This is a genomic window from Microbispora corallina, assembly GCF_016863035.1.
In the GTDB taxonomy this organism is placed as follows: Bacteria; Actinomycetota; Actinomycetes; order Streptosporangiales; family Streptosporangiaceae; genus Microbispora; species Microbispora corallina.
Map to the genome: position 1 here is coordinate 93,587 of NZ_BOOC01000006.1, position 24,602 is coordinate 118,188.

The following is a 24,602-nucleotide window of genomic DNA, read 5'->3' on the forward strand; positions in this document are numbered from 1 at the left end:
TGTGCCCCTGGCCGTCGATTGAATGATCGTTTAAAGTCCTGTACGTGGCATCAGGACCCCGGACGTTCGTCGAGGAGGCCCGGCGCGCGCAGATCGTCGACTGCGCCATCGAGGCCTTGGCGACGCTCGGCTACCGGCAGGCGACGATGGCGAAGATCGCCAAACTGGCCGGGATCGCTCCTGGTCTGATCTCGTACCACTTCGGCGGCAAGGACGAGCTGATCGAGGCGGTCGTCGCCCACGTGGTGAAGCTCGCCACCGATCTGATGGTGCCGCGCATCCTCGCGCAGACGACCGCCGCCGACGCCCTGCGCGTGTACTTCGAGACGAACCTCGAGTTCATGCGCCTGCACCGCGAACCCCTGCTGGCGCTCGTGGAGATCGTCGTCCACGACCGCGACGGCCCGTACGCCAAGCAACAGGAAACCGCGCTCACCGACATCGAGAAGGTGCTGGCCTGGGGACAGCACACCGGCGAGTTCCGGGATTTCCCCCTGCGGCCGATGGCGATCGCCATTCGCGGCGCCGTCGACGCCGTCCCCGGCCATCTGCTGAAGGACCCCGATTACGACCTCGGCGGCCTGGCCGCCGAACTGTCCACGATCTTTTCCCTCGCCACCCGGAGAGCGCCATGACCCCAGCGCTGGACATCAGCGGACTGACCAAGAGATTCGGCGACACCCTCGCCGTCGACGACATCCACCTCGGCGTCCCCCAGGGTTCCTTCTTCGGTCTCGTCGGCCAGAACGGCGCCGGCAAGACCACCACGCTGTCCATGGCCGTCGGCCTGCTGCGGCCCGACGGCGGCAGCGCGCGGATCTTCGGCGAGGACGTCTGGTCGGCCCCGGAGCGGGCCAAGGCCATGGTGGGGGTGCTGCCCGACGGGCTGGCCATGCCCGAGCGGCTGACCGGACGAGAGGTGCTCACCTACCTGGGCCTGCTGCGCGGCCTCTCCAGGGACGTGGTGACCCGGCGGGCGGAGGAGCTGCTGTCCGTGCTGGAGTTGGACGGCGCGGACGGGACGCTGGTCATCGAGTACTCGACCGGCATGCGCAAGAAGATCGGGCTTGCCACCGCGCTGCTGCACGCCCCGCGGCTGCTGGTGCTCGACGAGCCGTTCGAGGCGGTGGACCCGGTGTCGGCCGCCACGATCAAGACGATCCTGCGCGGCTTCGTCGCGGGCGGCGGCTCGATCGTGCTGTCCAGCCACGTGATGGCGCTGGTCGAGCAGTTGTGCGACCACGTGGCCGTGATCGACAAGGGCGCGGTGGCCGCCGCCGGCACGCTGGACGAGGTGCGGGGCGCGCGCTCGCTGGAGGACACCTTCGTCGAGCTCGTCGGCGACCAGGACACCGGGGTCAAGGAGCTGTCGTGGCTGTCGCACTGACCATGGCCCAGATGAAGCTCGCGGTGCTGCGCCACGCCTTCCGCGGTCAGCGGGGGCAGACCGCGGGGGTGGGCGCCGTGCTCGGCGTGCTGCTGGCGGCCGGGACGGTCTACCTGGCCTTCGCCGGCCCCGACCTGCTGGCGGCCGGGTACGCCGTCTGGCTGCTGGGGTGGGTGCTCGGCCCCGTCTTCATGGGGGGCGGCGACGAGACGCTGCGGCCGGAGTACTTCTCGCTGCTCGGCCTGCCGCCTCGCCGCCTGGCGGCGGGCCTGCTGGCCGCGGCCTTCGTCGGCGTCGCGCCGCTGGTCAGCCTGAGCGCCCTGCTCGGGCTGCTGGTCGCGGGCGCGCGCCTCGGCGTCGCGAACGCGCTGGTGGCCGTGCCCGCGATGGTGCTGCAGCTGGCCGTGTTCGTCCTGCTGTCGAAGGTCTCCGTGGCGCTGGTCGGGCTGGCGGTGCGCTCGCGGGTGGGCGCGATCGCCTCGGGGCTGCTCAACGGCGCGATCCTGGCGGCGCTCGGGCAGATCTGGGTCTTCTTCTGGGCCTTCGGGCAGACGGGCGTGCCCGCCGCGGTGTGGTACCTGCCCTCCGGGTGGGCCCTGCTCGCCGTCCGGGGCGACTGGTGGGCGCTGGCGGCGCTCGCCGTGCTGGTGCTGCTGCTCCTGGGCGCGTGGGCGGCGCTGCTCGGCAGGCGCGCGGGCGCGACCCGGCCCTCCGGGCGGGGCAGGCGCCCGATCACGGCGGCCACCGCCCACGGTGCCGTCGTCGCGAAGGAACTGCGCACCTGGTCACGTGACCTGGTGCGCAACCACCAGATGACGTTCGCGCTGTCGTACGGCGTCTGCTTCGCGGCCAGCCCGCTCATTCTCGGCTGGAACGGCATGCTCCCCTTCGCCGGCCCGATCTTCATCGTGATGGCCGCGGCCATGGCCTCCAACCTGTACGGAACCGACGGCACGGCGCTGTGGCTGACGCTGATGACGCCGGGGACCCCCGACGTGCGCGGCCGGCAGCTGGCCTGGCTCTCGGCGCAGGCACCCGTGGCGGTCGTGCTGACCGTGGCGTTCACCGCCTTCAGCGGCGGCCCGTGGCCACTGGTCCTCGCGCTGCTGCCGGCCCTGCTCGGCGGCGCGGCCGGGCTGGTGCCGCTGGTCTCGGTGTACGCGCTCGTGCCCGGCACCGACCCGCACCGCCGGGCGGGCAACCCGCTGCGCACCAGCGAGGACGACGGCGGTCTGACCGGGCTCGCGTACCTGATGCTCGCGCTGGTGCCCGTCACCGGCGCACCCGCGGCGCTGGCGGCGATCCGGTACGGCTGGGCCGGCGTGGCCGTCGGCGCCGGGACCGGCGTGCTGTGTTACTGGGGCTTCGGCCTCCTCGCCGAGCGGCGGCTGCGCACGCACGGCCCCGAACTGCTGGACACGATGCGGACCGGCCGCAAGGCACGGACGACGGTGAAATCCCGCTTCGACCAGTTGTCCACGACGCGGAGGACGATCGCCTGGTGGTGCTTCGGCTTCGGCGCCATCCCGCTGGTCCCGCAGGGCGTGATCGCCGCCGTCTTCGTGGCCGACGGCATGCTGCGCCACACCTGGTTCCTGGCCACCTACATGCCGCCCGGCCTGCGCTACCCGGTCGCCGGCGCGTTCGCCGCGCTCGGGCTGGCGATGTACGGCACGGGCGTGTGGATCGTCAGGCCGCGGCCTGCCCGATGAGCTCGCCTGCCGATCGGGGCACCGGCTTGCCAGACCTCGGGGCGGCGGTCCTGCTCCTGGCGGGTGCGCGGCCCCCTGTGACGGGGTAGTCCCCTTTGACCGGGTCGTCCCTGAGGGATGCCGTCCCCTCTGACCCGTTGTCCCCCCGGACGCGTGTCCTCTCCGAGACGTGCGTCCTCTCCGAACCGTGCGTCCTCTCAGAACGGAAGGACCCGCCCCGAGGGGGTGCGCAGGTCGACGGGCTCGGGAGTCCTCGGCGGCCGCGGCCGCGGCACGATCTGCACCTTCTTCATCGGGGCCCTCCTTTCAACTGGTGCCTTCATGATTCCCAAGAAAGCACCAGGATTACCCTTCGGAGGTCAGTTCTCGTACTTGTAACGTGCGCAATCCTCCAGAAACGTACCGTCAGACCCGTGACGCCGGGTTTATCCGGCTATAGGCGGACATGGCGAGGTCCCAGAACCGGGCGACGTCGATCGACGTGCCGACCAGCGCGTTGGGCGTCCGGCCCCTCAGGTCGAAGTCCACCACGGTCATCCCCGAGGTGAGACGGCCCAGCGTCTCCACCTCGACCACGGCCGGCTCGATCTCGATGAGCGAGGGGTCGATCAGGTACGCGACCGCGCAGGCGTCGTGGATCGCCGGTCCCTCGGTGGCCGTGACCATGCCGTAGAACTCGGCGCACGGCACGAGCAGGTCCTCGCCGAGGGTGCCGAGGGCGCGCATGCGCTCGAGGACGGCGCCCGTCGCGAGTGCGGAACGGCTGACGTCGAGCCCGATCATCGTGACGGTCCAGCCGGCGGAGAAGACGATGGCCGCCGCCTCGGGGTCGGCCGCCATGTTGAACTCGGTCGCGGGGGTGATGTTGCCCCTCGTGTAGGAGCCGCCCAGGATCACGAGCTCGCGGGCCCACTCCACCAGCCGCGGCTCCCTCCGTACGGCGAGGGCCACGTTGGTGAGCGGCCCGATCGCCGTGAGCGTGATCTCGCCCGGCCGGGCGCGGAGCGTCTCGATGATGAAGTCCACGGCGTGCCCGGGCGCGGGAGGCAGGGTCGCGGGCGGCAGGCGCACCTCGCCGAGCCCGGAGTCCCCGTGCACGGCGGCGGCGTCGAGGCGGGGGCGCAGCAGCGCGCCCGGGCTGCCCGGTACGACGGGGACGTCGGGGAAGCCGAGGTACTCCCGCAGGCGCAGCGCGTTCGCCGTCGTCAGGTCGAGCGCGACGTTGCCCCCGACGGTGGTGATGCCGACGATCTCCAGGGCCGGGCTGCCGTGCGCGAGGGCGATGGCGAGCGCGTCGTCGATCCCCGGATCGCAGTCGATCAGAACGTCCTTCCGCTGCCCAGTCACCGGGGCAGCGTACTCCCGCCCGCGGCGCGTCCACAGCAGGGCGGGGGCCGGGGGATTGATCTATCTGATAAGCGCGGGGTGCTGGATTTGGTGGCGTTTCGCCAGGGCCTTCTCGATCTGGCGCTCCATGATCCGCGCCCGTTCGTGATCTCCCTGCTTCGCGCTCGCCGCCGCGAGATCGCGAACCACCCGGAGTACGGCTCCGGCGACCTCGTGGAGTTGCGTTTCGCCGGCCCAGATCTCGCTCATCGGATCGAGGCCGAGGACATTCAGCATGGCGCGTACGGAGCCGCATTTGCGGGCGGCCAAATCACGGTCTCCGGACGCCAGGGCGGCGTTGCCCTCGCCCACCGCGGCGTGGACGGCCGACAGCGCCTGCGGCACGTTCAGGTCGGCGTCCATCGCCCTCGTGAACTGGGACGGGAGCGTGTCGTCCGTCTCGGCGCCGACCCGCAGCACGAACCGCTCGACCCGCCGGTAGGCGGCCGCCGCCTCCTCCACGGCCTCGATGGAGAATTCGACCGGAGAGCGGTAATGCGCGGCGGCCAGGTAATAGCGGAGTTCGACCGCCCGCACCCGGTCGAGCAAGGTTCGCACGGCGAGCGGGTTGCGCACGCGCTTGCGAATCTTCTCACCCCGGTGGGTGACCGGCCCGTTGTGCAGCCAGAAACGCGCGAAAGCGTCGCCCGCGGCCCTCGACTGGGCCATCTCGTTCTCGTGGTGGGGAAATATCAGATTCGCCCCGCCGCCGTGGATGTCGAATTCCCGGCCGAGATATCTGCGGGCCATCGCGGAGCATTCGAGATGCCATCCCGGGCGCCCCTCGCCCCACGGCGAGTGCCAGACAGGCTCGCCCGGCCGGGCGCGTTTCCACAATGCGAAGTCGCGCGGGTCGCGCTTTCCCCGTTCGTATTCCTCGGTGATTCTCATGTGCTGCGGCTGCTGCCGGGAGAGCGAGCCGTAATGCGGGTAGGAATCGACCGAGAAGTACACGTCGCCGTCCGACTCGTAGGCGTGCCCGGCCGCGAGGAGTTGCTCGATCATCTCGACCATCTCGGGGACGTGGCCGGTCGCCCGGGGCTCCACGCTGGGCGGAAGGCAGCCGAGGGCCGCGTACGTCCGGGCGAAGGAGCGGTAGACCGGGTCGGTGATCCGCCACCACGGCGTGCCCTCGGAAAGGGACCTGCCGATGATCTTGTCCTCGATGTCGGTGACGTTCCGGCAGAGCAGCACCTGATATCCGCTGCTTTTCAGCCAGCGGTGCAGGACGTCGAAGTTCACCTGCGACCTGATCTGTCCCACATGCGGCGGGACGACGACGGTGGGACCGCAGAGATAAATCGACACCATTCCCGGAATTCGAGGGGTGAAATCGCGGAGGGTGCGGCTGTGCGTATCGTAAAGGCGAAGACCCACCTAGCCGAGGGTAAGCGACTAATCCGCTCGCTGTCGATACCACGCCCGGGACACGGCTCCGCACTACGGGAAATGTGGATTGTGAGGGCGGGGAATAAGGACGGGGCGGCACGGGTTGGGGCGGGCATGGAGCCGACCAAACGGGGCCGCGTCCGAGTGGAGACGACGGCCAAGCGGGTGCGCGCCTACGTCGACGGACACGCGGTGGCCGACACGACACGCGCGCTGCTGGTGTGGGAGAGCCCGCACTACCCGACGTACTACTTCCCTCTGGCGGACGTGGACACCGGCCTGTTCAAGGCGACCGGGCGGACCGCCCACTCGCCGAGCCGGGGCGACGCCGAGGTCCACGACGTGGCCGGGCGTCCGGACGCGGCCATCGTCTACGGCGGCGACGCGCCGCTGGAGGAGATCCGGGGGCACGTGCGCCTCGACTGGGAGTCGATGGACTACTGGTTCGAGGAGGACGAGGAGGTCCATGTCCACGCCCGTGACCCGTACACGCGGGTCGACATCCTCGCCAGCTCCCGCCACGTGCGGATCGAGGTCGGGGGAGTGACGGTCGCCGACTCGCGCAGCCCGCGGATCCTCTTCGAGACCGGGCTGCGGCCGCGCTACTACCTGCCGAAGACGGACGTGCGGCTCGACCTGCTGCGCCGTTCCACGACGGTCACCCACTGCCCGTACAAGGGCCGGGCGGAGTACTGGTCCGTCGGGGAGGGCGACGAGGGCAGGGACCTGGTCTGGTCCTACCCCGCTCCGCTGCCGGAGAGCCAGAAGATCGCCGGTCTCGTCGCGTTCTACGACGAGAAGGTCGACGTCTACGTCGACGGCGTGCTCCAGGCGAGATAGGCGTGCTCCAGGCCGGATAGGGGTGTCCCGCGGACCTCGCACAGGGCGGCGCCGCCCGCCCCGGTCGCGGTGGGCGCGGGGCCCGCGGGACACACCCGGCCTGGAGGCGTCCCTAGCGGCGGATGACGTGCAGGACGCTGGCGATCCGCTCGGCGGCGGTGACGACGTCGGAGGCGTGCCCGATGCGGCCGGCCCAGGAGAGCCAGTACCACCACTCGCCGTCGTTGGCGTTCGAGGCGAGGACGTCCTCGGCCATCGAGGGCTCCATCGGGTTGACGACCCGAAGGCGGGGGTAGAGCCCGGCGGGCGCCGTCAGCCGCACCTGGAACGAGTGGGCCTCGAGCTGGGCGGCGAGCCGCTCCAGGTGGTCCATCGCCTCGCTGCGATCTACCTGCATGCTGGCCTCCGGGGAACGTTGGGACCTATCTCACGAAAGGGTGAACCCGCGTCGACCTACCGGCAATCGCGGCGATTCCGCGAAACCGTGCAATAACCAGGGAACTCACCGGCATTCCGTGGAACACCCTCGGGTCCCGGGGCACGATGGCATAACGGTATCCGGGGGTTGCGTGCCTGCCGGTTTACCTTGGGGAAATAACCGTAAAGCGACACTCCGACGGTGGAGGGCACGTACATGGCCCGTGGAGAGCACGCACCCTCTTGCGCTCGTCGCTGGCGCGAGCAGGGTGAGGCGCGGCAGTGGACGCTCTGGCAGACGGTCCAGGCGATCCACGGATGCTGCGGCGTCAGCCTGCTGAAAGCCCACCGGCTCGGCCGTGGCTGGTCGGCCCGGCAGGCCATCGAGGAGCTCGAGTACCTGTGCGAGCAGCAGTCGCTGGGCCTGCCGCGCGCCAGCATCGACCTGCTCAACGCCTGGGAGAACAACCGGGCCCGGCCCCGGCCGCAGACGATCGACCTGCTGGCCCGGCTCTACAAGGCCAACGCCGTACGGCTCGGCCTGGCGGCCGACTACTGCGAGGACGCCGGCGGCCAGAAGATCGTGGTGGTCGGTCCCGGCCACACGGACGAGCCCGTCAGGGCCGACGACCTCACGGCCGACGACGCCGAGCGGCGGGCGCTGTTCCACCAGGCGATGCTGGTCGGCACCCCCAACGGCCGCTTCTTCGCCGAGGTCGAGGGGATCCGCCACGACCTCGACAGGACGCTGGCGACCGGCTCGGTCAACGAGGACCAGCTCGACCGGCTCGACGAGCAGGTCCTGCGCTACCGCCGCGAGTACATGACGACCCCGCCGATGCCGATGCTCTGCCGGGTCATGCTGGAGATCTCCGACGTGCGGAGGCTGAGCGCCGCCCGGCAGCCGTCGTCGATGCAGCGCCGCCTGCTGACCGCGACCACCATGCTCACCCTGCTCGCCGCCGACGCGCTGATGAAACTCGGCGACACGCGACAGGCGCACGCCTGGTACGGCACGGCCCGCGCGGCCTCCGACGACGTGGGCGACCTGCGGCTGCGGGCGCTGGTGCGGGCCCAGCAGACGATGCTGCTGTACTACTACGGCGACCTCAACGAGACCGTCCGGCTGGCCCGGGAGGCGCGGATGCTGGCCGGGTCGGCCCCCAGCTCCCCGGCGGCCCTCGCCGCCGCGGCCGAGGCCCGGGCGCTGGCCCGGATGGGGGACGGCAAGGCCGCCAGGATCGCCCTGGCCGAGGCCGAGCAGATCTTCGCCCGCATGCGCGGGATGAGCCAGGACGACCTGGCCTTCGTCTTCACCGAGAAGCGGATGATGTTCTACCGCACCGGCACCCTGATCGAGCTGGGGGACGCCCAGCAGATCCAGGGCATCGACGCCTTCCCGCCGGGGTTCCACACGATCGACCCCGCGCTGATCATGCTCGACCAGGCCAGCCACCTGGCCAGGCACGGCGACGTCGAGGAGGCGTGCCGCATCGCCGCCGAGGCCCTGCGGCAGGTGCCGGCCGAGCACCGCACCTCGATCGTCGTCACCCGCGCCAAGGCCCTGCTGGCCGACTCCGACCCCGGCCTGCCCGCCGTACGACATCTGCGGCAGGTGCTCGCGGAGTCGTCGCCGCGGCTGTTCGCCGCCGGTCTGGTGTCCGTCGCGGAGAAGGCGTAGAGGCGCGGCCGTGAAGACGATGGGCAGGCCGCTGGCCGAGGAGGCGTTCGGGGTCCTGCGCGAGGTCTGCGGGCAGATCGGGCTCGACCCCCGCGGGGCCCAGCTCATGCGGCTGCGCAGCAACGCCGTGTTCAAGCTGCGCGGCGAGATGGTCGTGCGGATCGCGACGGCCCCCGACGCGCTCACCCGGCTGCCCGTCGTGCTGGCCGTCGCCCGGTGGCTGTCCGACCGCGGGTTCCCCACCGTGCGCCCCGCGGACGAGATCCCCGACCAGCCCATCGTGTACGGCGGCCGGGCCGTCACGTTCTGGCGGTACGTCCGCTCCCGCGGCCGCCCGACCACCCGCCAGCTCGGCCGGGTGCTGCGCAACCTGCACCGCGAGCCGGTGCCGCCGATGGCCCTGCGGCGGCTCACCGACCCCCTCGCCGAGGTGCGGCACGCCGTGGACCGCGCCGAGGTGCTCACGACGGGCCAGCGGTCCTGGCTGAGCGACCGCATCGAGGAGCTCACCGGCCGCTGGCTCGACCTGGAGACCGGCTCGCCCGTGCTGCTCCACGGCGACGCCTGGATCGACAACCTGCTGCGCTGCCAGGACGGCCACGTCGTACTGTGCGACTGGGACGGCGTCGCGGTCGGGCCCCGCGAGTGGGACCTCGTGCACACCTACCACGGGCAGCGCCGCTTCGGCCTGTCGGCCGCCGACGTGGACGACTTCGCCCGCGCGTACGGCTCCGACCTGCGGCTGTGGCCCGGCTACGGGACCCTGATGGAGGTCAGGGACATGTACGCGGTCGGCATCCACATCCGCAACGCGTCCGGCGACCCGTTCTCCCGGCAGGAGCTGCCGCGCCGGCTCGACTCGCTGGCCCGCGGCGACGGCCACGCCCGGTGGTACATGGCCGCCCCCGCCTGAGGGAACGGTCCCGCGAGCGCGGGCGTCGGGATCCCGGCAGAGAACTTATGACGGGATCGGCGTGTCGCGGCGGCACGCCGGGGTTTTTCTGGCCCCCGGACCGCGCCCGCATACAGAGAGCTAATGCCGGGTACTCTCCGTACAGGCTGCGAGTGTCGCAGTGGTCTTTCAGGAGATTTTCCAATAGCGCACTCGGGGATGTCCCCGGCAGCGGGCGTGCTTGCTCTTCCAGCGTTCAACGCGGATACGCAGTCGTGTCCGCTAACGCAGCCCTGCGCCGCCGATCCCGGCGGCGCGGAGTGGCGGTCGAAAAAGGAGAAGCAGTTGTCTGAAGGCACTGTCAAGTGGTTCAACGCCGAAAAGGGCTTCGGTTTCATCGCTCCGGACGACGGTACCGCTGACGTGTTCGTGCACTACTCGGCGATCAATGCGAACGGTTACCGGTCCCTGGACCAGAACCAGCGCGTCAGCTATGTAACCGTCCAGGGTGACAAGGGTCCGCAGGCCGAGCAGGTCACGCCCCTGTGAGGCCGAGCCCGGGCGACCGCGTCCGGGCACGGCAGGACATACGCGGTCGACTGGCGGTCCGCGCCGCCGCGCGGCGCGGACCGCCAGGTCATGTTTTACCGGCCCTTTGCCGGGAAGCCGGAAGGGTCATGAGACTGAGCATGACCTCCGACGTGTGGTGGAAGAACGCGGTCGTGTACTGCCTCGACATCGAGACCTACGCCGACGGCAACGGCGACGGGATCGGCGACTTCCGGGGCGCCATCCAGCACATCGACCATCTCGACCGCATGGGCGTGACCTGCATCTGGCTCATGCCGTTCTTCCCGACGCCCGACCGCGACGACGGCTACGACATCACCGACTTCTACAGCGTCGACCCACGGCTCGGCACGCTCGGCGACTTCGTGGAGTTCATGCGGGTCGCGCGGGACCGCGGCATCCGGGTGATCGCCGACCTGGTGGTCAACCACACCTCCGACGAGCACCCGTGGTTCAAGGACGCCCGGTCCAGCCGGGACTCCCGCTACCGCGACTGGTACATCTGGTCGGACAAGCCGGAGCCCGACGACCCCAAGGGCGTCGTCTTCCCCGACAAGGAGGACAGCCTGTGGGAGTTCGACGAGAAGACCGGCCAGTACTACTTCCACCGGTTCTACCGGTTCCAGCCCGACCTCAACACGGCCAACTCCGAGGTGCAGGACGAGATCGCCCGCATCCTCGGCTTCTGGATGGAGCTGGGCCTGTCGGGGTTCCGGGTCGACGCCGTGCCCTTCCTGGTCGAGCAGGTCACCGACAACGGTGACGACAAGCTCCCCGACCCCCACGAGTTCTTCGCCTGCCTGCGGGCGTTCATGAGCCGCAGGGACGGCAGCGCGGCCCTGCTGGGCGAGGTCAACCTGCCGTACCCCGACCTGATGCGGTACTTCGGCAACGACCTCGGCGACGAGATCACGATGTGCTTCGACTTCATCGGCATGCAGCGGACGTACCTGTCGCTCGCCCGCAAGGACGCGCGGCCGCTCGCCGGCGCGCTGCGGGAGCGCCCCCGGCCGCCGAAGGACTGCCAGTGGGCCACGTTCGTGCGCAACCACGACGAGCTCACGCTCGACAAGCTGAGCGACTCCGAGCGCCAGGAGGTGTTCGCCGCCTTCGGCCCCGACAAGGACATGCAGCTGTACGGCCGGGGCCTGCGGCGCCGCCTGCCGACCATGCTCGGCGGCGACATGGACCAGATCAAGATGGTCTACAGCCTGCTGTTCTCCCTGCCCGGCACGCCGGTGCTCTTCTACGGGGAGGAGATCGGCATGGGGGAGAACCTGGAGCTGGAGGGCCGCCAGGCGGTCCGCACGCCCATGCAGTGGACCCCGCACCGCAACGGCGGCTTCAGCGACGCCGCCCCCGCCAAGGTGCGGATCCCGATGCCGTCCGGCGAGTACGGGCCGGAGAAGGTCAACGTCAGCGCCCAGCAGCGCGACCCCGACTCCCTGATGCTGTGGATCACGCGGCTGATCCGGCACTACCGCGACTGCCCCGAGTTCGCCTGGGGCGACTACGCGGTCCTCGACCCGGGGACGGACTCCGTCCTCGCCCACCGGGCCGACGCCGACGGCGAGACCGTCGTCGCCGTGCACAACTTCAGCGACGCCGAGACCGAGGTGGAGCTCACCCTCGACGGCCTCGACTCGTCGAAGGTGCTGACCGACCTCCTCGTGGACGGGACCATCGAGATCTCGGACAAGGGGCAGGTCAGGTTCAGGCTCGGCAGGTACGGTTGCCGCTGGTTCCGGGCCTCCACCCCCGAGACGGCCCCGGCGGACTCCGGGGACGTCGACTAGGGGTCTCCTCAGGGGCGGCTCGGGTGGATCTCCGATGGGCCGCCGCCGTCCCCACGGCCATCGTGATGAGCCATGGGGATGCGGTTGGGATATGTGGGTATCTGGTCGGGCGTGGCGGCGATGGCGACCCTGCACGCGGTGGCGGGGCTCGACCCGCTGCGGGACATGATCAGCGAGTACGTCTTCGCTCCGCACGGGTGGCTGCTGCCGGTGTCGCTGTCGTCGATCGCGGCCGGATCGGCCGTGGTCGCGGTGGGGCTGGCGCGGGTGGAGCGCCGCGCCGCGCTGCTGGTCGGGGTGTGGAGCGCGTGCCTGCTGCTGGTCGCCGGGTTCCCCACCGACCGGCCGGGGGTGTCGCTGTCGATGTCCGGCGGGATCCACCGCTACGCGGCGTTCGCCGCGTTCCTGAGCATGCCGCTCGCCGGGCTCCTGCTGGCCCGGGTCACCGGGTCGCGCCTGGTCCGGCTGCTCAGCGCGGTCGCGCTGGCCTCCCTCGTGCTCGTGGTCGTGCCGTACGCCCTGACGGCGCTGGGCCTGGATCCCGGCGCGATGCCGGCGGGCCTGACCCAGCGCCTGACCGTGGCGTCGGAGGTGGCCGCCCTGCTGGCGATGGGACGCTCAGCCGCCGCCGCAGGACGCGTACACGTAGGCGTCCGAGCGGACCTTGTAGGAGTCGCGGACGCGCGTCGCCCCGGTGCGGGTGTCGATCTCCAGGATCGTGACGCGCGCCCCGCTCGCGCCCTCGCCGTTCACGTGGACGGTGACCTGGTGGTCGCCGGTCCAGTCGGCCATGTCCGGCAGGCTGCCGCCCCTGCCCGTGTAGGGGACCGAGCCGACGACGCGGTCGGCCACCATGTCGTACAGCTTCAGGACGGGCTTTCCGGCCGAGCCGGTGACAACCGCGACGGTGCGGCCGTCGGCGGACAGCGCACGCGGCGAGTTGTTGGAGACGACCTGGGGCGGGACGACCCGGCCCAGCTCGCGTCCGGAGGCGTCGTAGGCGACCAGCTCGTCGGTGTTGTCGTCGGTCCTGTCCCTGACGAGGACGGCCGAGCCGTCGCCGCTGAAACCCTCGAACTGCTCGTACCCGGAGATCGTGGCGGGGTTCCCGGGGTCTGACACGGCGAACACCCGCGCGTGCTCGCCGCCCTTCTTGTCCGAGTACATGACCGCGAGGCGCCCGCCGTCCAGGGAGAGCTGCAGCGCCGCCCGGTCGATCGCCACCCCCTTCGGCAGCGCGTCCGCCGGCATGACGTGGACCGGGCCGTGGAACTCGCGGACCACCACCCGCCCGTCCTTCCTGCGGAAGTAGGCGACAGACTCGCCGTCCCCGCTCACCGTGACGGGCGCCGTGGCCCCGGCCTCGGTCCTGCCCTTGGCGTCGCGGGAGTGGACGAGGGCGTCGTCCAGGGAGACGTGGGTGCCGTCGATCAGATCGAGCCGCCAGTGCCCGCAGGGGACCTGGCCGTACGACTTGTCGGCGCACCCCTTGACGGAGACGTAGCGGATCATGTGGTGGGCGCCCATGTGCGCCGCGTGCTCGCCGGTCCCCGCGTACGCCGGAGCCGCGAGGGCCGCGGACGCCGTGGGCGCCAGGGTCAGGGCCAGGGCGAGGCCGGTCAGCTCCCGTGCGACCGGCCGGGTGATGTGCCGCATGATGACCTCCTGTGTCGTCATGCGGTTAGACACGCCGGGAGCGGCTCAGGTTGGGTCACATGTCGGCATCATCGCCCGCGTCGCCGGTCGCGTCGCCCGCCCTGGGCCGGTCCGGCACCACGCCGTGTCCGGTCGTGCCCGGTCGCCGTCCACGGACCCTGGCACGAGAGACGCGAAAGGGACGGGTATCGAGTGACCCGTCCCTTCCGATCGCGCGGATCCGGCTCAGATGAGGCCGAGCGCCCGCACGGCGTCGCGCTCCTCGACGAGCTCGTTCACGGAGGCGTCGATGCGCTGGCGGGAGAAGGAGTCGATCTCCAGCCCCTGCACGATCTCCCAGCGGCCGCCGCGGGAGACGACGGGGAAGGAGGAGATGAGGCCCTCCGGCACGCCGTACGAGCCGTCGGACGGCAGGGCCGCGGAGGTCCAGTCGCCCTCGGGCGTGCCGTTCACCCAGTCGTGCACGTGGTCGATGGCCGCGTTGGCGGCCGAGGCCGCCGAGGACGCGCCCCGGGCCTCGATGATCGCGGCGCCGCGCTTGGCGACGGTCGGGATGAAGGTGTCCCGCAGCCACTCCTCCTCGACCTGCTCGGCGGCGATCTTGCCGCCGACCTCGGCGTGGAAGAGGTCGGGGTACTGCGTGGCCGAGTGGTTGCCCCAGATCGTCAGCTTCCTGATCTCGGTGACCGGCACGCGGAGCTTGGCCGCGAGTTGCGAGAGCGCGCGGTTGTGGTCGAGACGGGTCATCGCGGTGAAGCGCTCGGCCGGGACGTCGGGGGCGGCGGACTGCGCGATGAGGGCGTTGGTGTTGGCCGGGTTGCCCACGACCAGGACGCGGATGTCGTCGGCCGCGTGGTCGTTGATGGCCTTGCCCTGGGGGCCGAAGATGCCGCCGTTCGCCTCCAGCAGGTCGCCGCGCTCCATCCCCGCGGTGCGGGGGCGGGCGCCGACCAGCAGCGCGACGTTCGCGCCGTCGAAGGCGCGGGCCGGGTCGTCGGAGATCTCGATGCCCCGCAGCAGCGGGAACGCGCAGTCGTCGAGCTCCATCGCGGTGCCCTCGGCCGCCTTCACGGCCTGCGGGATCTCGAGGAGGCTCAGCGAGACGGGGGTGTCGGCCCCCAGGAGCTGGCCCGAGGCGATGCGGAAGAGCAGCGCGTAACCGATCTGGCCGGCCGCGCCGGTGACGGTCACTTTGACGGTCATGACGATCCCCATTCGCGATATGTGTGACTCACGGATGTTACCCGCCGGGACCGATCCTCCCGTGAGCAGGTCACGGTCGCCCGCGTCGGCCGTACACGTTCCGTCAACGGCTCGTCCACGGTTCGCCCAGGGACCCCGCCGGGGGCGTCGGGGACCGGGCGGGAAGGGCCGTCCGAGGGCCTTCGAGAGACCCTCGCAGGGCCCGTGAAGTCCCTCGTGAACGGCCTGTGGTGAAACTTTCACGAAACACCCGGGGGACTCCGTCTGTAACACATGGACGGATTCCCTGCTCGCGGGCCGCGTGGGAGCCCCGCCGGACGATTGCCGCGCCGCCCCCCTTGACCGGGCGCTGTACGGCGGTGAGGGCCGTGCCTATGGTCTGTGGGAGCGCTCCCAAGCGCACCCGTCATCGCCAGGAGGACCTTCGCAATGAGATCCACCCCCCGACCCGGAGCCGCGCGCTCCACGGTGCGCCGCGGCATGGTCGCGGCGGCCGTGCTCGCGCTCGGTTCCACGATGGCCGTGGCCGCCGCCACTTCGGCGAGCGCCGCGGTCGCGTGCAAAGTCACCTACGCCGCCAGCCAGTGGCAGGGCGGCATGTCCGCCAACCTGAGCATCCAGAACCTGGGCGACCCCATCAACGGCTGGACGCTCACGTTCACCTTCCCCGACAGCGGCCAGAAGGTCGCCCAGGGCTGGTCGGCCACCTGGAGCCAGTCCGGCAGCGCCGTGACCGCCGCCAGCCTCGACTGGAACAAGTCCCTGGCCAACGGCGCCACGACCAACATCGGCTTCAACGGCACCTGGACCAGCAGCAACCCCACGCCGACCAACTTCAAGATCAACGGCGTCTCCTGCAACGGCCCCACGCAGTCCCCCACGCCGACGCCGACGCCGACCCCCACCCCGACGCCGACGCCGACCCCCACGCCCACCCCGACGCCGACTCCCACGCCGACGCCGACCCCCACGCCCACCCCGACGCCGACGCCGACCCTCACGCCGACGCCGCAGCCCGGGACCCACGTGGACAACCCCTACGCGGGGGCCGACGGCTACGTGAACCCCGAGTGGTCGACCAGGGCCGCCGCGGAGCCGGGCGGCTCGCGCGTCTCCCACACCTCCACGGCCGTGTGGCTGGACCGGATCGCCGCGATCGCGGGAGCGAACGGCGCCATGGGTCTGCAGGCCCACCTGGACGAGGCGGTCAAGCAGGACGCGGCCAACGGCTCGACGCCGCTCACGGTCGAGTTCGTCATCTACGACCTGCCCAACCGCGACTGCTCGGCGCTCGCCTCCAACGGTGAGCTGCTGGTCGCGCAGGACGGCCTCAACAAGTACAAGACGCAGTACATCGACCCGATCGCGTCGATCATGTCCAACTCGAAGTACTCGGGTCTGCGGATCATCACGATCGTCGAGCCGGACTCCCTGCCGAACCTGGTCACGAACGTGAACAGCTTCGCCAAGTGCCAGGAGGCGCAGTCGAGCGGCGCCTACGTCCAGGGCGTCCAGTACGCGCTGAACAAGCTGCACGCGATCAAGAACGTCTACACCTACGTGGACGCCGCCCACCACGCGTGGCTGGGCTGGGACTCTAACTTCAACCCGAGCGTGAACCTCTTCTACCAGGTCGCGTCCGGCACGACTGCGGGCGTGGACAGCGTCGACGGCTTCATCGTCAACACCGCGAACTACTCCGCCACGACCGAGCCGTACTTCACGATCAACACGACCGTGAACGGCCAGTCGGTGCGGCAGTCGAAGTGGGTCGACTGGAACTACTACGTCGACGAGCAGAGCTTCGCGAGCGCCCTGCGCAGCGCGCTGGTGGCCAAGGGCTTCCGCTCCGGCCTGGGCATGCTGATCGACACCTCCCGCAACGGCTGGGGCGGCAGCGCGCGGCCGACCAAGGCCAGCACCTCGACGGACGTGAACACGTTCGTCAACGAGTCGAAGATCGACCGCCGCGTCCACGCCGGCAACTGGTGCAACCAGTCCGGTGCGGGCATGGGCGTGCGGCCCACGGCCAGCCCGGCCGCCGGCTTCGACGCCTACGTCTGGATCAAGCCTCCGGGCGAGTCCGACGGCGCCAGCTCGCAGATCCCGAACGACGAGGGCAAGGGCTTCGACCGCATGTGCGACCCGACGTACGGCGGCAACAGCCTGAACGGCAACAACCCGACGGGTGCCCTGGCGAACGCCCCGCTGTCGGGCCAGTGGTTCTCCACCCAGTTCCAGCAGCTCATGCAGAACGCCTACCCGCCCCTCTCGTAACCCGTGAGGGCGGTCGGTGAGCGACCGTAAGAGGGCCCCGTCGCCGATCCCGGCGGCGGGGCCCTTCGCTGTCCCTGACGGATGCGCTGCGGTGCGCGGTGCGGTCCGCCCGCCGGGCGTCTGCCCGGGGCGGCGGCCGGGCCTGGAGGCTCGGCCTCCAGGCGGCGGATCACGCGTAGTGGTCGGAGCGGCCGCCCGAGCGGGTGAGCTTGAGGACGACCGACACGATCAGTGCCAGGGCGCCGATGATGAGGAGCCACTTCAGCGCGCCGAAGATGAGCCCGATCACGGAGCCGAGGACGAAGAACCCGACGACGACGAGTGCTGCGATGAGGAGAATGCGTCCCATGCCTTCACGGTACGGGCCGCCCGCCCGCCGATCCCAGGGCCGAAGGCCAAGTTCAGGGCCGACTCAGGGTCATCTCAGGGGCGGGCCGGGGGCCGTGCCGCGGGTCAGTCGTTGGCGTGCAGGGCGGCGTTGAGCTCGATGCCCCGGCCGCCGCGCGGCACGGCCTCCACGGCGCCGGTCGTCGAGTTGCGGCGCAGCAGCAGGCCCGACTTGCCGGACAGCTCCTTGGCCTTCACGACGTCCCCGTCCGGGAGGGTGACCTTGGTCCCCGCCGTGACGTACAGGCCGGCCTCCACCACGCAGTCGTCGCCCAGCGAGATCCCGATGCCCGAGTTGGCGCCCAGCAGGCAGCGCTCGCCGATCGAGATGACCTCCTTGCCGCCGCCGGAGAGCGTTCCCATGATCGACGCGCCGCCCCCGACGTCCGAGCCGTCGCCGACGACGACGCCGGCCGAGATGCGGCCCTCGACCATCGACGCGCCGAGCGTGCCGGCGTTGTAGTTCACGAAGCCCTCGTGCATGACCGTGGTGCCGCTCGCGAGGTGGGCGCCGAGCCGCACCCGGTCGGCGTCCGCGACGCGCACGCCGGTGGGCAGCACGTAGTCGGTCATCCGGGGGAACTTGTCCACGCCGTACACGGTCACCGGGCCGCGGGCGCGCAGGCGCAGCCGCGTCCGCTCGAAGCCCTCCACCGGGCAGGGCCCGTAGTTGGTCCACACGACGTTGGCCAGCAGCCCGAAGATCCCGTCGAGGCTGGCCTCGTGCGGCCGGATCAGCCGGGCCGACAGCAGGTGCAGCCGCAGGTACACGTCGTGCGCGTCGGCCGGCGGGTCGGACAGCCGGGCGATGCCCGTCCGGACCGCGACCACCTCGACGCCCCGGGCCGGGTCCGGGCCGGTCAGCGCCGCGAGGTCCGGGTCGAGACCGGCCGGGTCCAGCCGCTCGGTGCCCGCCGCCGGGGGCTCGCCCAGCTCGGGAGAGGGGAACCAGGTGTCCAGAACGGTGCCGTCGGCGGCGATCGTGGCCAGGCCGACGCCGTGCGCGCCGGAGGCGATGGGATCCATAGCTGTCATGTCCCCCAACGCTACCGGCATCCGGCCGGTCGGCTCCGGGGTCGTCCGCCCGCGAGGACGGGGCTCCGGCGCCGAAGGGCCGAATGTCCAGCTTTCATGCCTAGAAGGTAGGTATCTACGGGCTACGGGTTAAACATGCGGATCCGGGGGAGAACCTCATCCCGGCACGGCCGTCCCGTGGACCTCGCCCGCACCGGGAGCCGGCCAGGCGTTGCGCCTCGATGCGGAGCGGGGGACCCGTGGTCGCCCCGGCCGCGATGTGACGAGGCCGCGCCTGTGCCCTCGGCGGGGGGAGGTCCCGGCCCGGCGGTTTCCGGCGGAGCAGTCGTCCGCGTCGACGCCGATGGAGGGCGAATGACCGACGTTCAGGCGTACGCGCACAGGTGTTTCCGGGGGGACACGGCGGATCGGCTGGGCGTTGAGCTGGAGTTCCTGGTCTTCGACGCGGAGGAGCCGGAGCGTCCTGTGCCCATCGCCAGGACCACCCGCGCCCTGCCCGCGCTCCCCGGCGGCAGCAAAATCACGTTCGAGCCGGGCGGTCAGCTGGAGCTGTCCGCGCCGCCCGCGGTGCTGCCCGTCGCCGTCGCGCGGCTCGTCGCCGACGTCGAGGCCGTGCGGACGGCGCTGGAGGCGGCGGGATTACGGCTCGGCGCGACCGGTCTCGACCCGCTGCGCCCGCCGGCGCGGCAGTTACACGAGCCGCGGTACGACGCGATGGCGGCCGTCCTCGGCGAGCCGCACGGGCTCACGATGATGTGCTCGACCGCGTCGGTCCAGCTGAACGTCGACCTCGGCGACGCCCCCGCCGTCCGGTGGGGCCGCGCCCACGCCCTCGGCCCCGCGCTGGTCGCGGCCTTCGCCAACTCCCCGGCCGGCGGGTGGATGTCCGGCCGCCAGGCCGTCTGGGCCCGTCTCGACCCCTCCAGGACCGCATCCGTCGCCGCCGGCGGCGACCCCGCCGCCGAGTGGGCGCGCTACCTCCTCGACGCCCGCCTCATGGTCGTCCGCGACGCCGACGGCCTGCGGCCCGTCCTCGACGGCGCGACCTTCCGCGAGTTCGCCCGGGTGGCCGGGCGGCCGCCTTCGGAGGACGACCTCGCCTACCACGCCACGACCCTCTTCCCGCCCGTACGGCCCCGGGGGTGGCTGGAGATCCGGTACCTCGACGCCCAGGGGCCCGACGACTGGCCCGTCTGCGCCGCCGTCGTACACGCCCTCGTCACCGACGACAGGGCGGCCGCCGCGGCGCTGGAGGAGGCGGCGGCGGTCAGCCACCGGTGGGAGGACGCCGCCCGGCTCGGGCTGTCCGACCCGGGCCTGCGGCGAGCAGCGTGCGCGTGCTTCCGGGCGGCCGCCGAGGCCCTGCCCCGGCTGGGGGCCGAGCCGTGGCTGACCGCCCGGGTCTCCGCCTTCGCCTCGCGCCACATCGAATCCGGCCGTTCCCCGGCCGTCGACCTGATGGAGGAGATGATCGCGTGACCGACCTCAACGACCTGCGTGACGTGACCGCCCTGAAGGAGAGGATCGCCGCCGAGCTGGCGGCCGTACGGGACCGGTCCCTGGCCTACACCGACGCCGACGACGAGACCCTGCTGCGCCAGCACTCGCCGCTGATGTCGCCCCTCGTGTGGGACCTCGCCCACGTCGGCAACTACGAGGAGCTGTGGGTCCTGCGCGAGGTGGGCGGCGTCACCCCGCTGCGCCCCGAGATCGACGACATCTACGACGCCTTCAAGACCCCCCGCAAGGACCGGCCGTCGCTTCCGATGCTCGCCCCGGACGAGGCCCGCAGGTACATCTCGGGCGTGCGCGGCCGGGTCCTCGACGTGCTCGACGCGGTGGACCTGGACGACTCCGACCCGCTGCGCGCCGGCGGCTTCGTCTTCGGCCTGGTCCTCCAGCACGAGCACCAGCACGACGAGACCATGCTGGCGACGCTCCAGCTGTCGCGGCAGCCCGGGCTCGTGCGGGACGGCGCGCTGCCGCCCGGCCGGTCGCCGAACCTGTCGGCCGCCCCGGAGGTCCACATTCCCGGCGGCGTCTTCACCATGGGCACCGGCACGGTTCCCTGGGCGTACGACAACGAGCGCCCGGCGTACCGGGTGCACCTGCCGGACTACTGGATCGACCGCTACCCGGTGACCAACGGCGCGTACGCCGCGTTCGTCGAGGACGGCGGCTACCGCGACCCCCAATGGTGGGTGCCCAGGGGATGGGAGTGGGTCGAGCGGGCCGGGGTCGAGGCGCCGCTGTTCTGGACCAAGGACGGCGGCGAGTGGTGGCGGATCCGGTTCGGCCGGGAGGAGCAGGTGCCCGAGGACGAGCCCGTGCAGCACGTCTCCTGGTACGAGGCCGACGCGTACGCCCGGTGGGCGGGCAAGCGGCTGCCGACCGAGGCCGAGTGGGAGAAGGCGTGCGGCGGCCGCCTCTACCCGTGGGGCGACGCCCAGCCCGGCCTCGAGCAGGCCAACCTCGGCCACCACGCCGCCCGGCCCGCCCCGGTCGGGGCCTACCCCGGCGGCGCCAGCCCGTACGGCGTGGAGCAGCTCGTCGGGGACGTCTGGGAGTGGACCGACTCGTGGTTCCAGCCCTATCCCGGGTACCGGAGCTTCCCGTACAAGGAGTACAGCGAGGTCTTCTTCGGCGAGACCTACCGGGTGCTGCGCGGCGGCTCGTGGGCCACGCACCCCTCTGCCGTGCGGACGACGTTCCGCAACTGGGACCACCCGATCCGCCGGCAGATCTTCTCCGGGTTCCGCTGCGCCCGCTCGGAGTCCTAGATGTGCCGCCACGCGGCGTGGCTCGGCCCGTCCAGGGCCGTGTCCTGGCTGGTCGGCGAACCGGAGCACGGCCTGATGCGGCAGTCGTACGCCCCGCGCATGCAGCGGTACGGGACGGTCAACGCCGACGGCTTCGGCATCGGCTGGTACGACGGGTCGCGCGGGGAGCCGGTCCGCTACCGCAGGACCGTCCCGATCTGGGCCGACGCCAACCTGCCCGGCCTGGCCTCGGTCGCGCGCTCGACCTGCCTGATGGCCGCGGTGCGGTCGGCAACGGTGGGCATGCCGATCGAGGAGACCGCGACCGCGCCGTTCGCCGACGGGCCCTGGCTGCTCAGCCACAACGGCCGGGTCCGCCGGGAGGCGGTGCGGGCCCTGGCCGGCGACCCGGAGAGCCTGTGCGACTCCGCGTGGCTCGCCTCCGCCGTGTTCGCCCGGCTCCGCGCGGGCGCCCCGCTCGGCGACGCCCTGACCGTCGTGGTCAGGCACGCCGCCGTCGAGGACCCGCCGGCCCGGCTCAACCTGCTCGTCACGGGAGGGACGGAGATCGCCGCCGTGGCCTGGGGCGACACCCTGTTCACACATCTCGACGAAGGGGTGCTGGTCGCCAGCGAGCCGCTCGACGACCGGCCCGGCTGGCAGGCCGTGCCCGACCGCACCCTTCTGCTCGCGTCTCCCGACGGCGTGCTCATCACACCCATCGACTGAGGAGCGACCCATGGCCGTGACCGACCACCTCGACGACGCGTATCTGCGGCAGTCACTGGAGCAGGACGTCCGCACCGGCCTCACCGCGTCGCCCAAGTGGCTGCCGCCGAAATGGTTCTACGACGCGGCCGGCAGCGAGCTGTTCTCCCGCATCACCCGCCTGGTGGAGTACTACCCGACCAGGCGCGAGCTGGAGATCCTGCGCCGCCACGCCGTCGACGTCGCCGCCGCCGGCGGGGCCGACACGCTGGTCGAGCTGGGCTCGGGCACCAGCGAGAAGACCGTGCTCCTGCTCGACGCGCTCGCCGCCGCCGGCACGCTGCGGACCTACACGCCCGTCGACGTGGACGCGGTCACGCTGGAGGCAGCCGCCACGCGGCTCGCGGTCCGCTACCCGGACCTCGGCGTACGGCCGGTCCGCGCCGACTTCGAGCGGCACCTGTCGCTGCTGCCCCGGACCGGACGGCGCATGGTGGCCTTCCTCGGCGGCACGATCGGGAACCTGCCGCCCGCCGCCCGCGAGGTGTTCCTGAAGGAGCTGCGGTCCACCCTCAGGCCGGGGGACACCCTGCTCCTCGGCACAGACCTCGTCAAGGACCCCCGGCGGCTGGTGGCCGCGTACGACGACGCCCAGGGCGTCACCGCCGCCTTCAACCGCAACGTCCTCCACGTCGTGAACCGGGAGCTCGACGCCGACTTCGAGCCGGACGCCTTCGCCCACGTCGCGCTCTACGACGAGGACCACGAGTGGATCGAGATGCGCCTGCGGGCCACCCGGCCCATGCGCGTCACGATCCGCGCGCTCGGCCTGCCGGTGTCGTTCGAGGACGGCGAGGAGATGCGCACCGAGATCAGCGCCAAGTTCCGCCCCGAGGGGATCGCGGACGAGCTGGATCGGGCCGGGTTCACGGTCTTGCGCTTCTTCACCGACACGGCCGGCGACTTCGGCCTCACGCTGGCCGGGCTCCGGCCCTCGTCCTCCTGACCCGTCACGAGGTGTGAGCCGCGTCAGGGGCGGACCGTCGACGGCGTCAGGCGGCGGGCTCCTTCTGGACCTGGCGCGCGGCGCGGCACAGTGGCAGGCGCAACACGAACCGGGCGCCGCGGGGGGAGTCCTCCACCCGGAGGGTCCCCTCGTGCGCCCCCGCGACGGCCCGGGAGATGGCCAGGCCCAGCCCCGTGCCCTTGGGATCGCGCCGCCGCCCGTCCTGGAGGCGGACGAACGGCTCGAAGACCCGCTCGCGGTCCTCGAGCGCGATGCCGTCGCCGTCGTCCAGCACGGTCACCACGGCCTCGCCGCCGTCCTGCTCGACCGTCACCCGTACGACGCTGCGGGCGTGCCGCTGGGCGTTGACGATGAGGTTGGTCAGCGCCCCGACGAGCTGGATCCGGTTGCCGAGGACGGTGAGGTCCGGCGCGGCGTCGGCGAGAACCGGGACGCCGCGGGTCCGCGCGGTCTCCTGCTCGACGAGCAGGCCGAGGTCGACGGGCTCCGGCTTCACCGGCTCCGCCGTCCGCAGGTGGGCGAGCATCAGGATGTCGTCGATGATCGCCTTGAACCGGTCGGTGGTCTCCAGCGCCGCCTCGATCGTCTCGTGGGGGTCCACCTCGTCCCGGTAGAGCAGCGCCTCCTCCAGGCTGGCGCGCAGGCCCGTCAGCGGCGACTTGAGCTCGTGCGAGACCACCGAGGCGAACAGGCGCTGCTGGCCGACGGCGGTCTCCAGCCGGGCGAGGGTCTGGTTCGCGGTCCTCGCGAGCTCCGCGATCTCGTCGCACCCGGACGGCTGGGGGACCCGCATGCTGAGGTCGCTCACCGTGATCTCCGACATCTTCGCGCGGATCTCGGCGACCGGTCGGAGCGTACGGCCGGTCCGGTACCAGTTCCCCCAGCCCCAGAGGCCGGCGGCCAGCAGCACGCCCGCCGCCGTGCCGAGCTCCAGCCGGTGCGTCGCCAGTATGGCCGGCTGCGCGCGTCCCGCGTACACGGCGTGGGTCTCGCCGCCCCAGATCAGCCCGGTTTGGAAGGGGAGCACCCGCAGCGCGACGAGCACGACGCAGCCGCCGTCCGGGCTGCACTCGGTGCGGTACTGGATGCGGTCCTCGGGAGGCGGCAGGGGAGCGGTCAGGGCCGGCCGGTTGGCCGCCGCCGTGCTCGACACCACGACCCGGTTCCGGGAGTCCACGAGCTGGAGGAGGTCCACCCTGGACATGGGGGTGGGGCGCGGGACGTCCCCCGGCCGCATGCTCGCCAGCCAGTCGGTCGCCGCTCGCTGGGCCTCCAGGTAGAGGTGCGTCTCGACCTTGTTGCGCACGCCGAGGTCGAAGGCGATTCCGAGCACCGTGAAGACGGCGAGGGACGCCAGGGCACTGCTCAACGCCGCCCGCATCTGGAGCGAGCGTGGGCACACGAGGCGTCGTAACGGCCGCAGCCTCACCCGTACCCCCTCACGGTCTCCATGGAAATGCCCTGGTAAAACACTATTGAC

21 protein-coding genes and 1 pseudogene are annotated in these 24,602 nt (G+C 71.8%); 14 read left to right on the forward strand and 8 right to left on the reverse strand.

The window, feature by feature from the left end; translation table 11 throughout:
- Positions 1–44: 44 nt before the first annotated feature.
- Genes Mco01_RS10535 through Mco01_RS10545 form a run of 3 tightly spaced genes read left to right on the forward strand, consistent with a single transcriptional unit; the run spans position 45 to position 3,099 of the window.
- Positions 45–635: a TetR/AcrR family transcriptional regulator gene (locus Mco01_RS10535; RefSeq protein ID WP_204056695.1), complete on the forward strand. Its 591-nt coding sequence runs from the start codon at positions 45–47 to the stop codon at positions 633–635.
- Positions 632–1,387: an ABC transporter ATP-binding protein gene (locus Mco01_RS10540; RefSeq protein ID WP_204056696.1), complete on the forward strand. Its 756-nt coding sequence runs from the start codon at positions 632–634 to the stop codon at positions 1,385–1,387. Before Mco01_RS10535 ends, Mco01_RS10540 begins: the two co-directional genes overlap by 4 nt.
- Positions 1,372–3,099, forward strand: a complete 1,728-nt coding sequence (locus Mco01_RS10545; protein ID WP_204056697.1) for a hypothetical protein — start codon at positions 1,372–1,374, stop codon at positions 3,097–3,099. The genes Mco01_RS10540 and Mco01_RS10545 overlap by 16 nt, the downstream gene beginning before the upstream one ends.
- A 405-nt stretch (positions 3,100–3,504) precedes the next feature.
- Here Mco01_RS10545 and Mco01_RS10550 read toward each other — a convergent pair whose 3' ends face one another.
- Together Mco01_RS10550 and cysS are read right to left on the reverse strand one after the other, a co-directional pair.
- Positions 3,505–4,446 carry a nucleoside hydrolase gene (locus Mco01_RS10550; protein WP_204056698.1) on the reverse strand — a complete coding sequence of 314 codons (942 nt, stop codon included), beginning with the start codon at positions 4,444–4,446 and terminating at the stop codon, positions 3,505–3,507.
- Between the two features lie 60 nt (positions 4,447–4,506).
- Positions 4,507–5,862: a cysteine--tRNA ligase gene (cysS, locus tag Mco01_RS10555; RefSeq protein ID WP_204056699.1), complete on the reverse strand. Its 1,356-nt coding sequence runs from the start codon at positions 5,860–5,862 to the stop codon at positions 4,507–4,509.
- 126 nt (positions 5,863–5,988) lie between these two features.
- Here cysS and Mco01_RS10560 point away from each other — a divergent pair, with 126 nt between their 5' ends.
- Positions 5,989–6,714: a DUF427 domain-containing protein gene (locus Mco01_RS10560; protein ID WP_204056700.1), complete on the forward strand. Its 726-nt coding sequence runs from the start codon at positions 5,989–5,991 to the stop codon at positions 6,712–6,714.
- A 112-nt stretch (positions 6,715–6,826) separates the two neighbouring features.
- Here the strand turns inward: Mco01_RS10560 and Mco01_RS10565 are convergent, their stop codons facing one another.
- Positions 6,827–7,111: a hypothetical protein gene (locus tag Mco01_RS10565; RefSeq protein ID WP_036331652.1), complete on the reverse strand. Its 285-nt coding sequence runs from the start codon at positions 7,109–7,111 to the stop codon at positions 6,827–6,829.
- Between the two features lie 222 nt (positions 7,112–7,333).
- Here Mco01_RS10565 and Mco01_RS10570 point away from each other — a divergent pair, with 222 nt between their 5' ends.
- The 5 genes and pseudogenes from Mco01_RS10570 to Mco01_RS40170 all read left to right on the forward strand — a co-directional run.
- Positions 7,334–8,812, forward strand: coding sequence for an NsdA family TPR-like regulatory protein (locus Mco01_RS10570; RefSeq protein WP_239103497.1), 1,479 nt, complete (start codon positions 7,334–7,336; stop codon positions 8,810–8,812).
- A gap of 19 nt (positions 8,813–8,831) precedes the next feature.
- Positions 8,832–9,725, forward strand: a complete 894-nt coding sequence (locus Mco01_RS10575) for a phosphotransferase enzyme family protein (protein WP_204056782.1) — start codon at positions 8,832–8,834, stop codon at positions 9,723–9,725.
- A gap of 324 nt (positions 9,726–10,049) precedes the next feature.
- Positions 10,050–10,253, forward strand: a complete 204-nt coding sequence (locus Mco01_RS10580; RefSeq protein WP_036332125.1) for a cold-shock protein — start codon at positions 10,050–10,052, stop codon at positions 10,251–10,253.
- Between the two features lie 140 nt (positions 10,254–10,393).
- Complete coding sequence (locus Mco01_RS10585; protein WP_239103498.1) at positions 10,394–12,070, forward strand: alpha-amylase family protein; 1,677 nt, start codon at positions 10,394–10,396, stop codon at positions 12,068–12,070.
- 165 nt (positions 12,071–12,235) lie between these two features.
- A pseudogene (locus Mco01_RS40170) lies at positions 12,236–12,625 on the forward strand (DUF998 domain-containing protein); the annotation flags it as partial.
- A 63-nt stretch (positions 12,626–12,688) separates the two neighbouring features.
- Here the strand turns inward: Mco01_RS40170 and Mco01_RS39040 are convergent.
- Both Mco01_RS39040 and Mco01_RS10600 read right to left on the reverse strand, forming a co-directional pair.
- Positions 12,689–13,747 carry a TolB family protein gene (locus tag Mco01_RS39040; RefSeq protein WP_239103500.1) on the reverse strand — a complete coding sequence of 353 codons (1,059 nt, stop codon included), beginning with the start codon at positions 13,745–13,747 and terminating at the stop codon, positions 12,689–12,691.
- A gap of 204 nt (positions 13,748–13,951) precedes the next feature.
- Positions 13,952–14,929: a malate dehydrogenase gene (locus tag Mco01_RS10600; RefSeq protein WP_036332126.1), complete on the reverse strand. Its 978-nt coding sequence runs from the start codon at positions 14,927–14,929 to the stop codon at positions 13,952–13,954.
- Between the two features lie 429 nt (positions 14,930–15,358).
- Between Mco01_RS10600 and Mco01_RS10605 the strand changes: the two genes are divergently transcribed.
- Positions 15,359–17,206 carry a glycoside hydrolase family 6 protein gene (locus Mco01_RS10605; RefSeq protein ID WP_204056704.1) on the forward strand — a complete coding sequence of 616 codons (1,848 nt, stop codon included), beginning with the start codon at positions 15,359–15,361 and terminating at the stop codon, positions 17,204–17,206.
- Between the two features lie 169 nt (positions 17,207–17,375).
- Here Mco01_RS10605 and Mco01_RS10610 read toward each other — a convergent pair whose 3' ends face one another.
- Together Mco01_RS10610 and dapD are read right to left on the reverse strand one after the other, a co-directional pair.
- Positions 17,376–17,555, reverse strand: a complete 180-nt coding sequence (locus Mco01_RS10610; protein WP_036331658.1) for a hypothetical protein — start codon at positions 17,553–17,555, stop codon at positions 17,376–17,378.
- A gap of 104 nt (positions 17,556–17,659) precedes the next feature.
- A complete protein-coding gene (gene dapD, locus Mco01_RS10615) occupies positions 17,660–18,628 on the reverse strand; it encodes a 2,3,4,5-tetrahydropyridine-2,6-dicarboxylate N-succinyltransferase (protein ID WP_204056705.1) in 969 nt (322 codons plus the stop codon).
- A 354-nt stretch (positions 18,629–18,982) separates the two neighbouring features.
- On the opposite strand from dapD, the gene Mco01_RS10620 reads away from it, so the two are divergent.
- Genes Mco01_RS10620 through egtD form a run of 4 tightly spaced genes read left to right on the forward strand, consistent with a single transcriptional unit; the run spans position 18,983 to position 23,101 of the window.
- On the forward strand, positions 18,983–20,107 hold the full coding sequence (locus tag Mco01_RS10620) for a glutamate-cysteine ligase family protein (RefSeq protein ID WP_204056706.1): 1,125 nt from the start codon (positions 18,983–18,985) through the stop codon (positions 20,105–20,107).
- A complete protein-coding gene (egtB, locus tag Mco01_RS10625) occupies positions 20,104–21,408 on the forward strand; it encodes an ergothioneine biosynthesis protein EgtB (protein WP_239103501.1) in 1,305 nt (434 codons plus the stop codon). The genes Mco01_RS10620 and egtB overlap by 4 nt, the downstream gene beginning before the upstream one ends.
- On the forward strand, positions 21,409–22,116 hold the full coding sequence (egtC, locus tag Mco01_RS10630; protein WP_204056707.1) for an ergothioneine biosynthesis protein EgtC: 708 nt from the start codon (positions 21,409–21,411) through the stop codon (positions 22,114–22,116).
- Between the two features lie 10 nt (positions 22,117–22,126).
- Positions 22,127–23,101 (forward strand): L-histidine N(alpha)-methyltransferase, encoded by a 975-nt coding sequence (gene egtD, locus Mco01_RS10635; RefSeq protein WP_204056708.1) that lies wholly within the window; start codon positions 22,127–22,129, stop codon positions 23,099–23,101.
- A 46-nt stretch (positions 23,102–23,147) separates the two neighbouring features.
- Here the strand turns inward: egtD and Mco01_RS10640 are convergent, their stop codons facing one another.
- Positions 23,148–24,503, reverse strand: a complete 1,356-nt coding sequence (locus Mco01_RS10640) for a HAMP domain-containing sensor histidine kinase (protein ID WP_204056709.1) — start codon at positions 24,501–24,503, stop codon at positions 23,148–23,150.
- Positions 24,504–24,602: the final 99 nt, after the last annotated feature.

Coding starts and splice junctions, on each gene's coding strand:
- Mco01_RS10540 (WP_204056696.1), top strand. CDS start 632: ATGACCCCAGCGCTGGACATCAGCGGACTGACCAAGAGATTCGGCGAC.
- Mco01_RS10560 (WP_204056700.1), top strand. CDS start 5,989: ATGGAGCCGACCAAACGGGGCCGCGTCCGAGTGGAGACGACGGCCAAG.
- Mco01_RS10565 (WP_036331652.1), bottom strand. CDS start 7,111: ATGCAGGTAGATCGCAGCGAGGCGATGGACCACCTGGAGCGGCTCGCC.
- Mco01_RS10575 (WP_204056782.1), top strand. CDS start 8,832: ATGGGCAGGCCGCTGGCCGAGGAGGCGTTCGGGGTCCTGCGCGAGGTC.
- Mco01_RS10585 (WP_239103498.1), top strand. CDS start 10,394: ATGACCTCCGACGTGTGGTGGAAGAACGCGGTCGTGTACTGCCTCGAC.
- Mco01_RS39040 (WP_239103500.1), bottom strand. CDS start 13,747: ATGACGACACAGGAGGTCATCATGCGGCACATCACCCGGCCGGTCGCA.
- Mco01_RS10600 (WP_036332126.1), bottom strand. CDS start 14,929: ATGACCGTCAAAGTGACCGTCACCGGCGCGGCCGGCCAGATCGGTTAC.
- Mco01_RS10605 (WP_204056704.1), top strand. CDS start 15,359: ATGAGATCCACCCCCCGACCCGGAGCCGCGCGCTCCACGGTGCGCCGC.
- Mco01_RS10610 (WP_036331658.1), bottom strand. CDS start 17,555: ATGGGACGCATTCTCCTCATCGCAGCACTCGTCGTCGTCGGGTTCTTC.
- dapD (WP_204056705.1), bottom strand. CDS start 18,628: ATGACAGCTATGGATCCCATCGCCTCCGGCGCGCACGGCGTCGGCCTG.
- Mco01_RS10620 (WP_204056706.1), top strand. CDS start 18,983: ATGACCGACGTTCAGGCGTACGCGCACAGGTGTTTCCGGGGGGACACG.
- egtC (WP_204056707.1), top strand. CDS start 21,409: ATGTGCCGCCACGCGGCGTGGCTCGGCCCGTCCAGGGCCGTGTCCTGG.
- egtD (WP_204056708.1), top strand. CDS start 22,127: ATGGCCGTGACCGACCACCTCGACGACGCGTATCTGCGGCAGTCACTG.
- Mco01_RS10640 (WP_204056709.1), bottom strand. CDS start 24,503: ATGCGGGCGGCGTTGAGCAGTGCCCTGGCGTCCCTCGCCGTCTTCACG.